We start from the raw sequence: 13,316 nt of genomic DNA, 5'->3' as shown, positions 1-13,316 counted from the left end.
TAGTGAAGCTGACACCTAGATCATCGGGCCGAAACCCTACTAGGCCGATATGCGCGTCTCCGACGCCGATGCGCCCAAACCGCCCGCATATCCCTTCATGAACCAATCATGTCAAAGAGCACGGACACAAAACACAGAGCACGCCAGAACTTCTGGCTGTACTGCCATCGTGCATCCGAAGATTTTGCGGCGTTTCACTTCCGCTTCCGATCCATCCCGTCGCCGTTTCCGGCTCCGTTCCGTTTCGGTGAGGGCGCTTTTAGTGCCGGGTTTCGGGACCCGCAAGCAGAAAATGACGGGAAGATGACGATTTTTGCGGAAACCGTATCTTCCCGCCTGAAATCAAGGCGTTACGCCATCCCGCCCGCCATGCCGGACGGGTCGTGCGTCACCCTGCCCCCGGCAATCGTCAGCGCGATTCCCGTCTTGCCCATCCGTTCGGGCGGAATCGCCTCGATATCTCCGTCGATCAGCACCAGATCGGCGGCCAGCCCCGCGCGCAGCGTGCCCGTCAGGCCCTCCATATGCGCGGCCCAGGCCCCGCCCGCCGTATAGGCGCGCAGGACCTCCATCAGGCCGACCCGTTCATCCTGGGCTCCCTCATAGGGCACCCGGGTCAGCGCCGCCTGGATGCCGCGCATCACGCTCACATCCGTCACCGGCCAGTCGCTGGCAAAGGCCAGATGCGCGCCATGCTCGGCCAGGGTCCGGGTCAGATAGGCGTCCTTCCAGCGATCACGATGGAACACATGCTCCATCGTCGACATCGGGAAATCCATCGCCCCCGGCGGATGCGGCGGCTGCACGCTGGCCGTGATCCCCAGCCTGCCCAGGCGCGGCACATCCGCCCGGTCGATCAGTTCGATATGCTCGATCCGATGCCGCAGGTCGGGCCGCCCCGCCGCTTCATACCCGTCGATCGTCTGCCTGACCGCGCCGTCGCCGATGGCATGGACCGCGATCTGCAAGTTCCTGCGCGAGATTTCCCGGCAGATCTCCTTGAACCGCTCTGCCTCGAACAAGGGCGCCCCACGTTCATTCGTGCCCGGATAGTCGTGCAGCATGTACGCCGTGCGACTGTCCACCACCCCGTCCATGAACATCTTGACGAAGCCGCTCGTCACCCATTCCCCGGTGAACTCCGCGGCCATGGCCGAGGCGCGGTCCAGTTCGCTCAGCTGCATATGCGGCTTGAAGTGGAACGGCACCTTGACCCGGGCAGTCAGCCGTCCCTCCGCCTCCATTTCCTTCAGCAGGACGCAGGTGTAACGGTTGCCGTCCATGTTCACCATGCTGGTGATCCCGTGCATCGCGCAATGCGCCAGCCCCGCCGCGACCTTCTCCTTGTCCTTCGCGCGCTGCTCCAGCGAAGGCCATGGGTCCGGCTCGCCGCCGGTGGCGATGCCAAGCTGAAGGTGCAGGTCCCCGGAAAGCGCCAGGACCGGACTGAAGGCCTCGAACTCCAGGAGCTCGCCCGTCGCCGTCCCATCCTCGCCCATCACCACGACATGACCCGCCGGCATCGCAGCACCATGCAAGATACCCGCCGCCTGCAAGGCCGCCGTGTTCGCCCAGACCGTGTGATGATCCGGCGCCATCATGGCGATCGGGCGGTCCGCAATCACCCGGTCCAGGTCGTGCCGCGTGACCGGATGGTCGAGGATCTCGTAAGCCGCCCCCTGCGCCATGACCAGCGGCAGGCCGGGGTTCTTCGCTGCGTAGTGCCGGAACAGCCGCGCCAACTCGTCGAATCCCGAGACCCCCCCCAGCTGCAACTGCGACAACTCGTTGCCGCCCAGCACAAGATGCAGATGGCTCTCCACGAAGCCGGGCAGCAATGTCCTGCCTTCGGCATCCACGACCCGGCAACCCGACCCCGCCATCGCCTCCACCTCGGCACGCCCACCGACAGCCAGAATTCGCCCTCCGCGCAGCGCCACCGCCTCGGCCCGCGGGCGGCCTTCGTCCATCGTCAGGACCTTCGCATTGGTGATGATCATCTCGGCGTTCATTGCTGCCCCTTTCGACTTGCTCTTTTCCGAAATATTCCACGGGGGTCCGGGGGCGTGAAACCCCGGACCTCAGCCGCGGGCGACCCGCTCGGCCATGACGCAGAGCATCTCGAACATCAGGCTTGCCCCCAGCCAGGCCGTTCCCCCGCTGGCATCGAAGGGCGGCGACACCTCCACCAGGTCCGCCCCCACCAGATCCAGCCCGCGCAAGCCCCTCGCCACCTGCATTGCTTCCCACGAATTCGGTCCGCCCACTTCGGGCGTGCCCGTCCCCGGCGCGAAGGTGGGATCGACGAAGTCGATGTCATAGGTGACATAGACCGGACCCGAGCCCACGATCTCGCGCGCCTCGGCCATCACGTCCGACGGTCCCCGCGCATGGAATTCGTCGATCGGGATGATGCGGATGCAGTTTGCTTCCGCAAAATCCCGATCCTCGCGGCCATAGGCCGTGCCGCGGATGCCGATCAGGACATAGCGCCTGGGGTCGATCAGCCCCTCTTCAACCGCGCGGCGGAAAGGCGTGCCGTGGGTGTAGCGGGAGGTGCCGAAATAGACATCGTTCAGGTCCGTGTGGCTGTCGAACTGGATCATCCCGACCGGGCGCGCCTTCGCCACCGCCCGCAGGATCGGCAGGCTGCACAGATGGTCTCCGCCCCCGGTCAGCGGACGGATGCCCGCCGCCACAACCCTGTCGTAAAAGGCCTCCATCCGCGCCATCGAATCCATCAGGTCGCCGGGATTCGGCGCCACGTCGCCGAGGTCGGCGCAGCGCGCGAGTTCAAACGGCGCGACCCAGGTCGCCCCGTTCACCGCCCGGATCATCGTCGAGAGGTCGCGCAGCTGGCGCGGTCCGTGGCGCGGACCCGGCCGGTTCGTCGTCCCCCCGTCCCAGGGCGCCCCGATCAGGCCGATCTGCACCTCGTCAAACCGCGGATGGTCGAAGGGTACATGCGGCAGACGCATGAAGGTCGGCACCCCGGCAAAGCGCGGCAGATCAAGACCCGATACCGGCCGGAAGAACGTGTCCGTCATGCACCCCCCCTGATTCCCCGGCCATCTGATCAAACCGATACTCCCTTGTCAGCCCTGCCAGCGACATCCGGTCCGGGGAAAGCTGCCACCAGACCAACGCGCCCCTTGACCGGGCACCTGCCTTCCTCCCTTATCAGGGCACCCCCTTTCCCAAGGAAGCCGCGCATGTTCTCCAAGACCTCCGACCCGACCTCCGCCCCGGCTGCTCCCGCAGCCCCGCGTCCCTCGGCCCCCGGGTCGAATTCGGCGCGCTCGGTGCTCGGGGCCGACCTGCGCATCACCGGCGAGATCACCTCGACCGGCTCGGTCGAGGTTCTGGGCGAGATCGACGGCAACATCACCGCCAATGGTCTGATCATCGGTCAGGAAGGCCGGGTGAAGGGCTCGGTCAACGCCCATACGGTCGAGGTGAAGGGCAAGTTCGACGGCAAGGTCAGCTGTGAAAGCTTTACCTTGCGGGCCAGTTCCGCGGTCAAGGCCGATGTCACCACCGCCGCGCTCGTCATCGAAAGCGGCGCGCAGATCGAGGGCCGGTTCCTCAAGCCCAAGAGCTAGGGTGAGCGACCTCGTCACCCGAACCGACGCGGACGGCATCGCCACCGTCACGCTCGCCTCGCCCGGGACGCTGAACGCGCTCTCGACCCCGATGCTCATGGCGCTGGCCGCCACCTTCGACCGGATCGCCGCCGACGACAACGTACGCGTGGTGATCCTCGCGGCCGAGGGCAAGGCCTTTTCCGCCGGGCACGACCTGAAGGAAATGCAGTCGTACCGCGGCGACCCCGACGGGGGCCGCGCCCGGTTCCAGGCGCTCTTCGACCGCTGCGCCGCGGTGATGCAGGCCATCGCCGCCCTCCCCCAGCCGGTGATCGCCCGGGTCCAGGGTGTGGCCGCCGCCGCGGGCTGCCAGCTCGCCTGCACCTGCGACCTGATCGTGGCGTCCGAGACCACCCGCTTCGGTGTCAACGGCATCAACCTCGGCCTGTTCTGTTCGACCCCCGCCGTGGCCCTGTCGCGCCGCCTCGCCCCCGGCAAGGCGTTCGAGCTCCTGACCACCGGCAATTTCCTGTCCGCCGCCCGCGCGCATGAACTCGGCGTCGTGAATCGCCTCTCCCCGCCCGACCGGCTGGAGGCGGACACCCGCGCCCTCGCGGCCCAGATCGCCGCCAAGGACCCCGCCGCGATCCGCATCGGCAAGCGCGCCTTCCAGGCGCAGCTCGGCCTGCCGCTGGACCAGGCCTACCAGGTCGCGGGCGCCGCCATCGTCGAGAACGTGCTGCGCCCCGATACCGCCGAAGGCATCGCAGCCTTCCTCGACCGCAGGTAGGTCGGGCTTCCGCCCGAAAGCTTCGACACCCCTCCTCGCGCGCCTTCGGCGCCTCGTCGGGCGCCCTCCGCGAGGAGGGACGAAGTCCAACGACGAGCCGTCCGGAAGCGCCCGGTCACAAGGTTGACGTTCCCCTAACGTCCGCGACCAAGTCCTTGTTTTCAAAAGGAACGCGGCGATTGTCCACTGTGGACAGACCCGCGTCACAGCCCGTAGATCTCGCCGAACTTGGCCTCGAGATAGTCCAGCAGCGGCGCCTCCGAAGGCTCGAACCCGCAGGCCCGCCGCACGACATCCCGCGGCTCGTAAAGCCCTCCGTGGCGTTGCAACCGCTCGCGCAGCCAGCCGGTTGCGGCCGACACATCGCCCCTGGCCATCATCGTGTCGAGGCCCGGCACCTCGGCGCGCAAAGCCTTGACCAGGCAGCCGGCATAGACATTGCCCAGCGTGTAGGTCGGGAAATAGCCGAACAGCCCGCAGGACCAGTGCACATCCTGCAACATCCCGTTCGAGGGCCGGTCCACCGCCACCCCGAAATCGGCGCGGAAGCGGTCGTTCCAGGCGCTTTCCAGATCGGCCACGTCCAGGTCGCCGCGGATAAGTGCGCGTTCCAGATCGAAGCGCATCATGATGTGCAGGTTGTAGTGGACCTCGTCGGCCTCGGTGCGGATGTAGCCCGGATGCACCCGGTTCACGGCCCGGTAGAAGGCATCCGCATCCGCGATGCCGAAGTCCCCGAAGATCTCCCGCATCCGGCCGAACAGCCAGCCGGTGAAGGCGCGGCTGCGACCCAGCTGGTTCTCGTAGGACCGGCTCTGGCTTTCGTGCACCCCCATCGACACGCCCTGCCCGATGGGCGTCAGCGCATAGGTCGGGTCGATTCCCTGTTCATAGGCGGCGTGGCCGACCTCGTGGATCGTGGAATAGAAGCAGTTGAACGGATCGGTCTCGTTGACCCGCGTCGTGATCCGCACGTCGTGGCCAGAACCCGAGCTGAACGGATGCACCGCCAGATCGACCCGCCCGCGCGACCAGTCGTAGCCGAACACCGTCGCCAGCTCGCGGCTCAGCGCCAGTTGGGCGTCCTGCGCGAAGGTCCCGACGATGCCCTTCGGCGCCTCGGCTCCCAGCACCTTCTCCCGCAGGCTGACCAGCCGGGGCCGCATCGCATCGAACATTGCCGCGATCGCCGCCCCGGTCATGCCCGGTTCGTAGTCATCGACCAGCGCATCATAGGGATCGCCCCCCGCCGCCAGCGCCGCGCCCTCGGCCCGCTTCAGGTCCACCACCTTGCGCAGCATCGGCAGGAACCCCGCCACATCCTCGCGCGCCCGGCAGTCTGCCCAGACCCCCTGCGCCAGCGACATCGTCGTGGCGATTTCCTCGGCAAGTTTCGCCGGAACCTTCATCGTCCGCTCGTAGGAACGCCGGATGAGCCGCAGCTGCGCCTCGCCCACCGCATCCGGCGCCCTGGCCTCGGCCAGCCAGCCGGCCAGACGCGGATCGGTGCGCCGCGCATGCAGCACCGCTTCCAGCGCCCCGATCTCCTCGGCCCGCTGCCCGGCCGCCCCCTCGGGCATCACGGTCTCCTGATCCCAGCCCAGCCGACCGGCCACCTGGGCCAATGCCTCGGTCTGGCGCTGGAAGGCCATCAGTTCATCATACGCGCTCATGCGGTTCCTTTCCGGATCGACCCCGCCACGGGGTATTGCGACAGATGCCGGGCCCGCAAGATCAGCACCCAGAGGATCACCGCACCGATCTGGTGGGTGATCGCGACATGGACATGCGCGACGGTCAGCACGGTGGCAATTCCGAGGCCCATCTGCACGACCAGCATCGCCATGACCTGATCGAAGGCCGCGCGCGTCGCCTGATAGCTCGACCTGCGTCCGCGCAGCCAGACCACCACCCCGAAGGCGAACAGGAGATAGCCCGACATGCGGTGGATGAACTGCACCAGGCCCGGGTTCTCGAAGAACGCATGCCAGACGGGCAGGCTGCCCCCCTGCCCGTCCGGCACATAGAAGGCATCGGCCGGGAAGAACTGCCCGTTCATCAGCGGCCAGGTCGGGAAAGCCCGTCCCGCGTCGATTCCGGCCACCAGTGCCCCCAGCAGGATTTGGAGGAAGGCGAAATGCATCAATCCGGTGGAAAGGCCGAACAGCTTTGCCTCCCGCCCCCGCCGTGCCGTCATGAGTTCGGCCTCGCTTCGCCCGAGCAGGAAGACATACCAGGCGATGAACCCCAGGATCACGAAGGCCAGCCCGAGATGCGTCGCAAGGCGATAGGACGCCACGTCCAGCATCTCGCCTTCGAGGCCCGAGGACACCATCCACCAGCCGATCGCCCCCTGCGCACCACCCAGCACGCCCAGAAGCAGCAAGCGCCCGGTCCAGCCCGGAGGGATCTGCCGTGCCAGGGCAAAGCCCGCGAAGCCGATCAGCCAGACCAGCCCGATCACCCGGCCAAGCTGCCGGTGCCCCCATTCCCACCAGTAGATCGTCTTGAACTCGTCCAGCGACATGCCATTGTTCTGCAACTGGTATTCCGGGATGGCGCGGTACTTGTCGAACTCGGACTGCCAAGCGGCCTCGCTCATCGGCGGCAGTGCCCCGGTGACCGGCTTCCACTCGGTGATCGACAGACCCGAGTCCGTCAGCCGCGTCAGCCCGCCCACGGCGATCATCGTCGCCACCAGGAGGAACAGCGCGACGAGCCAGATCCGGATGCCGCGCCGTGCCCCCTTCGGCCGGGCGTCGATCCCGCCGCCTGCCGGCGCCGGAACGGGTTTCTCGTCTGTCCCGACCTCTTCGAAGATACTGCGCTTGGTGGCCATCCGCTGAACCCTTTCGTCCTGGCCGGGACACTAGGCCCCCCCACCCCCACCTTCAAGGCCCTGCGACGGAACGCTCCTTGTCTCCTTCGTCGCTCGTCGCTTGACGCCCCGCGACGAATAGCCGAAGGCGCACGAGGAGCATCCCCGAGGCCCATCGCTTGAGCATCTGCCCCGCTTCCTGTATCCCCGCCTTCTGACCCTGCCCCGAAAGCCCGCAATATGAAGTTCCTCGACCTCGCCAAAGTCTACATCCGCTCCGGCGGCGGCGGAGCCGGTTGCGTGTCCTTCCGGCGCGAGAAGTTCATCGAATTCGGTGGCCCCGACGGTGGCGACGGCGGCCACGGCGGCAGCGTCTATGCCGAGGCCGTCGAAGGGCTGAACACCCTCATCGACTACCGCTACCAGCAGCATTTCTTCGCCAAGAACGGCCAGCCCGGCATGGGCAACCAGAAGACCGGCAAGTCGGGCGAGGACATCGTGCTGAAGGTCCCGCTCGGGACCGAGATCCTCGACGAGGACGGGGAAACCGTCATTACCGACCTCACCGAGCCGGGCCAGCGCGTCTGCCTTGCCGAAGGCGGCAACGGCGGCTGGGGCAACCTGCGCTTCAAGTCCTCGACCAACCGCGCGCCCGCGCGGGCGAACCCGGGGCAGGAAGGCATCGAGCGCACCATCTGGCTGCGCCTGAAGCTGATCGCCGACGCGGGCCTCGTCGGCCTGCCGAACGCTGGAAAATCCACCTTCCTCGCCGCCGTCTCGAACGCCCGGCCGAAGATCGCGGACTACCCCTTCACGACTCTCGTCCCCAACCTCGGCGTCGTCGGCATCGACGGGCATGAATTCGTCATGGCCGACATTCCCGGCCTGATCGAGGGCGCGTCCGAGGGCCGGGGCCTTGGGACGCAGTTCCTCGCGCATGTCGAACGTTGCAAGGTCCTTCTGCATCTCGTGGACGGCACATCTTCGACGATCACGAAGGATTTCAAGACCATCGTGACAGAACTTGAAGCATACTCCGAGGTTCTGGGTGACAAGCCCCGCATCGTCGCGCTGAACAAGACCGACGCGATGGACCCCAAACAGATCAGCGACCGCCGCCGTGCCCTGGAAAAGGCATCGGGCGGCCCGGTCCACGTCATCTCGGGCGTCTCCGGCAAGGGAATACCCGAGGTCCTGCGGGCGCTCTACGCCATCATCACGGCGCAGGCCCCCGCCAAGGAGTCGACGCCGTGGCAGCCATGAGTCAGGGCTTGATCCTCTCAGCGCCCGACATCCGCAGCGCAAGGCGGCTGGTCGTGAAGATCGGCTCAGCCCTTCTTGTCGACCGCCGGACGGGGCTGAAGCAGAGCTGGCTCTCCGCCCTTGCCCTCGACGTGGCCGAGGCGAAGACCCGGGGAACCGATGTCGTCCTCGTCTCCTCCGGCTCCATCGCGCTGGGACGCAAGGTCCTGGGCCTGCCCGAGGGGGTGCTGACCCTCGAACAGTCGCAGGCCGCCGCCGCTGTCGGCCAGATCCGCCTCGCCCGCGCCTACGAGGAAGTCCTGGCCCCGCACGGGATCACCACCGCGCAGGTGCTGGTCACGCTGGAGGACACCGAGGATCGCCGCCGCTATCTGAACTCTCGCGCGACCATGGAGACGCTCCTCGGCCTCGGCGTGGTGCCGATCGTGAACGAGAACGACACGGTCGCCACCGACGAGATCCGCTTTGGCGACAACGACCGGCTGGCGGCGCAGATCGCCGTGACGGTCGGCGCGGACCAGTTGGTGCTGCTCTCTGACGTTGACGGCTTCTACACCGCCAACCCGAAGGAAGACGCCAGCGCCACCCGCTTTGATGTGGTGGACAGCATCACGCCCGAGATCGAGGCGATGGCCGGCGACCCGATCAGCGGGATGTCGAAGGGTGGCATGAAGACCAAGCTCCTCGCCGCGAAGACCGCCGTCGCCGGCGGTTGCGCCATGGCGATCATGGAGGGCTCGACCCTGCGTCCCCTGAAGGCGCTGGCCGAGGGCGCAACCCGCACCTGGTTCGTCCCCTCCGCCGACCCGCATGTCGCCCGCAAGCGCTGGATCAACGCGATGAAGCCGAAGGGCGAGCTGGTGCTGGACGCAGGCGCGGTGACGGCGCTGAAAGCCGGCAAGAGCCTGCTGCCCGCCGGTGTGACCAAGGTGACCGGCAGCTTCGGGCGCGGCGAGCCGGTGGCGATCCTGTCGCCCGAAGGCGTGGTTCTCGGCAAGGGCCTGGTGCGCTATACTTCGGCCGAGGCCCGCAAGATCGCCGGGCACCGCTCGGGCGAGATCGAGGCGATCCTGGGCTATCAGGGCCGCGCGGCGCTGGTGCACCGGGACGACATGGTGGTTTGAACGGGCCCGATTTCTGCACGGAAATCGGACCGGAAACTTCGAAATTTCCGGCGCGGAGTTTTCGAAAACTCCGCCGCCCGGACGGAAAGGAAGCGCAATGGACGGCCAGTTCACCGACCTGATGACCGACATCGGCCGCAAGGCGCGCGAGGCAGCTGCCGAACTCGCCTGCGCCTCCTCCGAACGCAAGGCCGCGGCACTCATCGCCGCCGCCGATGCCGTCTGGCGCCGCCGTCAGGAAATCTTCGACGCCAACACGCTTGACCTCGACGCCGCCGACCAGAAAGGGATCACCCCCGCGATGCGCGACCGGCTGCGGCTTGACGACACCCGCCTGCGCGGGATTGTCGATGCGCTGCGCCAGATCGCCGAACAGAAGGACCCCGTGGGCCGCGTCCTTGCCGAATGGGACCGCCCGAATGGCCTGCACATCCAGCGCGTGGCAACCCCCCTTGGCGTCGTCGGCGTGATCTACGAATCCCGCCCCAACGTCACCGCCGACGCGGGTGCGCTCTGCCTCAAGTCCGGCAACGCGGTCATCCTGCGCGGCGGGTCGGAAAGCTTCGAGACCTCCGAGGCGATCCACGCCTGCATGCTCGACGGCCTGAAATCCGCCAACCTCCCCGCCACTGCCATCCAGTTCATCCCCACCCGCGACCGCGAGATGGTGACGGCGATGCTCCAGGCCACGCAATACATCGACGTGATCGTCCCCCGCGGCGGCAAGGGCCTGGTGGGCCTCGTCCAGCGCGAGGCGCGGGTCCCCGTCTTCGCCCATCTCGAAGGCATCTGCCACGTCTATGCCGACCGCGACGCCGACCTGGAAAAGGCCCGCCGCGTCGTCCTGAACGCCAAGACCCGCCGCACCGGCATCTGCGGCGCGGCCGAATGCCTCCTGATCGACTGGCAGTTCTATACAAAGCACGGCGGCGTGCTGATCGAGGATCTGCTGAAGGCCGGCGTCGAGGTTCGTACCGAGGGCGAGCTGCTGAAGATCCCTGGCACGAAGAAGGCGCAACCCGATGATTTCGGGCGCGAATTCCTCGACATGATCATTGCCGCGAAACTGGTGGACGGGGTGGATCAGGCCATCGACCACATCCGCCGATACGGCAGCCAGCACACCGAAAGCATCCTGACCGAGAACGACGCGACCGCGCAGCGGTTCTTCGAACAGCTCGACAGCGCGATCCTGATGCGCAACGCCTCGACCCAGTTCGCCGATGGTGGCGAGTTCGGCATGGGCGCGGAAATCGGCATCGCCACCGGCAAGATGCATGCCCGCGGTCCGGTGGGGGCCGAACAGCTGTGCAGCTTCAAGTATCTGGTGACGGGCGACGGGACGATCCGGCCCTGAGGCCGCCGAGGCCAGAGCGGGGGCGGCGGACCCTGCCCGCTGCCCTCCGCCCGCATCAGCCGGAAAGTTCTGAACCCGAATTCAGGACCCGCCCCGCCCGCCAGCTGTGGTCATGCCCGGAGTTGGCCAGGATCACCCGCCGCGCCTCGGCCGGCGGCATGTCGCAGCCGATCGAGGCGATCGTCACCAGGTTCTCGCCCTGCGGAAAGCCCTGGCCAAGCCGGATCACGGCCAGCTCGCCGGGGGCCAGCGGCGGCGACTGGCCCAGGACACCGGCACGGTCGTGCTCGATCCGGAACCGGACCCGGTCGCATCCGGCCTCCGGGGCGGCAACCAGCAATCCATAGCTCCGGCTGTCGGATGTCGAGGCGAATAGGACCGTCGTGCGGCAACCGGGCGGCGTGCAGGACCTGGGATCCGTGTCTGCGTGGGCAGGGTTCGCCAGCGCGAGGCAGGCCGTAAGAATGAAGCGTTTCATGAGTCACCTTGAAAATTGAAAGATTGAAAAGCCCGCGATGAATGAAAAATGGGTACCGCATCCGACGCCCTGCGTCCACCGGAACGGTCCCTGACTTGACCCTGTGGACGATTTCCGCTATGCGCGCAACACGCGGCCAGATCGGGCCGAGACGCCGGGGCGCCCGGAAACTTGCGTCCCATCATTCATGCGGTCCGATACCGCATCCATAGGACGCTGATGACCAAATTTTCCGACCTCGCGCTGGATCCGCGCGTGCTGCAAGCCGTCGCGGAAGCCGGCTACGAAACCCCCACACCCATCCAGGCTCAGGCCATCCCCGAAGCGCTGACCGGCCGCGATGTGCTTGGCATCGCCCAGACCGGCACCGGCAAGACGGCGAGCTTCACCCTGCCGATGATCACGCTTCTGGGTCAGGGCCGCGCCCGCGCACGGATGCCGCGCAGCCTCGTGCTCGCGCCGACGCGCGAACTCGCCGCCCAGGTGGCCGAGAACTTCGACATCTACGCCAAGCACACCAAGCTGACCAAGGCGCTTCTGATCGGCGGCGTCGCCTTCGGCGAACAGGACAAGCTGATCGACCGTGGCGTGGACGTGCTGATCGCGACCCCGGGCCGGCTCCTCGACCATTTCGAGCGTGGCAAGCTGTTGCTTACCGGCGTGCAGATCATGGTGGTGGACGAGGCCGACCGGATGCTCGACATGGGCTTCATTCCGGACATCGAGCGGATCTTCACCCTGACGCCGCCCAAGCGGCAGACGATGTTCTACTCGGCCACCATGGCGCCCGAGATCGAGCGGATCACCAAGACCTTCCTGAAGAATCCCGCGAAGATCGAGGTGGCTCGGCAGGCGACGACTTCGACCACGATCACGCAAAGCCTGATCGAAGTGAAACCCGTGCGCAAGGACCGCGCCTTCGGCGACAAGCGCGCCGTGCTGCGCGCGCTGATCCGCGCCGAGGGCGAGGCCTGCACCAATGCGATCATCTTCTGCAACCGGAAGATGGATGTGGACGTGGTGGCGAAGTCGCTGAAATCGCACGGCTTCAATGCAGCGCCGATCCACGGCGACCTCGCGCAGTCCGAACGGATGAAGACGCTCGACGCCTTCCGCGACGGCTCGCTGCACCTCCTCGTCGCCTCGGACGTGGCCGCGCGCGGACTGGACATTCCGGCGGTCAGCCATGTCTTCAACTTCGACGTGCCCTCGCATCCCGAGGATTACGTCCACCGCATCGGCCGCACCGGTCGTGCGGGGCGTCTGGGCAAGGCCTTCACCATCTCGGTGCCTTCGGACGAGAAATACCTCAAGGCCATCGAAAGCCTCATCAAGGCCGAGATCCCGCGTGGCCCCCTGCCCGAGGGTTTCGAGCCCGACACCCGCGAAGGCAAACCCGACCGCCCCCCGCGTGAGGACCGCAAGGGGCGCGAACGGGCTGGCCGCGGCCGGGATCGTGAGCGCCCGGTGAAGGCGCATGACGAGGTCGCGCCGATGGAGCCCCTGGTGGCCGTGGCCCGGGCCGAAGCGGCCGAGCCTGCGGCCCCGCGCGACGATGTGCGCGAAGACCGGGCCGAGGACCGGCTCGAGGCCCGCGGCGAGCGTGCAGAGCGGGGCGGCGACCGCCGCCGTGACGAGCGCGGCCAAGGCCGGGGCGACCGGCGCGAGCCGCAGGAAGAGCGCCGGGACGACCGGCGGGAAGACCGGCGCGACCACCGCCGCGATCGCGACCTCGGACCTTCGGTCATCGGCATGGGCGACCATGTGCCCGATTTCATCCTGCGCAGTTTCGCGCTGAAGCCTGCCCAGGCAGACGAGGTCGAGGAAACCCCGGCCACCGGCACCGAAGGCTGAGGTCCGTCAGGCCGGCGGCAGGCTCATCCCTCCCGTCGGTCGGTCTTC

General features: G+C 67.4%; 11 protein-coding genes. 6 read left to right on the top strand and 5 right to left on the bottom strand.

All coding sequences use genetic code 11. The features are described from left to right. Window positions 1-350: 350 nt before the first annotated feature. Window positions 351-2,012 carry an amidohydrolase gene (locus tag ACK4IU_RS11055; protein ID WP_409734919.1) on the bottom strand — a complete coding sequence of 554 codons (1,662 nt, stop codon included), beginning with the start codon at window positions 2,010-2,012 and terminating at the stop codon, window positions 351-353. 69 nt (window positions 2,013-2,081) lie between these two features. Then, window positions 2,082-3,047, bottom strand: coding sequence for an agmatinase (locus ACK4IU_RS11050; protein ID WP_409734917.1), 966 nt, complete (start codon window positions 3,045-3,047; stop codon window positions 2,082-2,084). A gap of 165 nt (window positions 3,048-3,212) precedes the next feature. Between ACK4IU_RS11050 and ACK4IU_RS11045 the strand changes: the two genes are divergently transcribed. Together ACK4IU_RS11045 and ACK4IU_RS11040 are read left to right on the top strand one after the other, a co-directional pair. Then, the gene (locus ACK4IU_RS11045; protein ID WP_409734915.1) at window positions 3,213-3,602 is read left to right on the top strand and encodes a polymer-forming cytoskeletal protein; all 390 of its coding nucleotides are present in this window, start codon (window positions 3,213-3,215) and stop codon (window positions 3,600-3,602) included. A 1-nt stretch (window position 3,603) separates the two neighbouring features. After that, window positions 3,604-4,374 (top strand): enoyl-CoA hydratase, encoded by a 771-nt coding sequence (locus tag ACK4IU_RS11040; protein ID WP_409734914.1) that lies wholly within the window; start codon window positions 3,604-3,606, stop codon window positions 4,372-4,374. 203 nt (window positions 4,375-4,577) lie between these two features. Here ACK4IU_RS11040 and ACK4IU_RS11035 read toward each other — a convergent pair whose 3' ends face one another. Together ACK4IU_RS11035 and ctaA are read right to left on the bottom strand one after the other, a co-directional pair. After that, window positions 4,578-6,047, bottom strand: a complete 1,470-nt coding sequence (locus ACK4IU_RS11035) for a carboxypeptidase M32 (protein ID WP_409734912.1) — start codon at window positions 6,045-6,047, stop codon at window positions 4,578-4,580. Continuing rightward, entirely contained in the window at window positions 6,044-7,213 is a 1,170-nt protein-coding gene (gene ctaA, locus ACK4IU_RS11030) for a heme A synthase (RefSeq protein ID WP_409734910.1), read from the bottom strand. Before ctaA ends, ACK4IU_RS11035 begins: the two co-directional genes overlap by 4 nt. 219 nt (window positions 7,214-7,432) lie before the next feature. On the opposite strand from ctaA, the gene obgE reads away from it, so the two are divergent. The 3 genes from obgE to ACK4IU_RS11015 all read left to right on the top strand — a co-directional run bounded on the left by obgE (window position 7,433) and on the right by ACK4IU_RS11015 (window position 10,936). Further along, window positions 7,433-8,455 carry a GTPase ObgE gene (gene obgE, locus ACK4IU_RS11025; RefSeq protein ID WP_409734908.1) on the top strand — a complete coding sequence of 341 codons (1,023 nt, stop codon included), beginning with the start codon at window positions 7,433-7,435 and terminating at the stop codon, window positions 8,453-8,455. After that, window positions 8,452-9,579, top strand: coding sequence for a glutamate 5-kinase (gene proB, locus ACK4IU_RS11020; RefSeq protein ID WP_409734924.1), 1,128 nt, complete (start codon window positions 8,452-8,454; stop codon window positions 9,577-9,579). Before obgE ends, proB begins: the two co-directional genes overlap by 4 nt. A 97-nt stretch (window positions 9,580-9,676) precedes the next feature. Continuing rightward, window positions 9,677-10,936, top strand: coding sequence for a glutamate-5-semialdehyde dehydrogenase (locus tag ACK4IU_RS11015; protein ID WP_409734905.1), 1,260 nt, complete (start codon window positions 9,677-9,679; stop codon window positions 10,934-10,936). Window positions 10,937-10,991: 55 nt separating this feature from the next. Here the strand turns inward: ACK4IU_RS11015 and ACK4IU_RS11010 are convergent, their stop codons facing one another. Then, window positions 10,992-11,414, bottom strand: coding sequence for a hypothetical protein (locus tag ACK4IU_RS11010; protein WP_409734903.1), 423 nt, complete (start codon window positions 11,412-11,414; stop codon window positions 10,992-10,994). Between the two features lie 219 nt (window positions 11,415-11,633). On the opposite strand from ACK4IU_RS11010, the gene ACK4IU_RS11005 reads away from it, so the two are divergent. Then, a complete protein-coding gene (locus ACK4IU_RS11005; protein WP_409734901.1) occupies window positions 11,634-13,268 on the top strand; it encodes a DEAD/DEAH box helicase in 1,635 nt (544 codons plus the stop codon). The last annotated feature ends 48 nt before the right edge of the window (window positions 13,269-13,316 follow it).

This window comes from Tabrizicola flagellatus (assembly GCF_046295235.1).
Classification (GTDB): domain Bacteria; phylum Pseudomonadota; class Alphaproteobacteria; order Rhodobacterales; family Rhodobacteraceae; genus Tabrizicola; species Tabrizicola flagellata_A.
The sequence above is the reverse complement of the archived record's forward strand: the minus strand, read 5'-3'. Positions and strand labels throughout refer to the sequence as shown.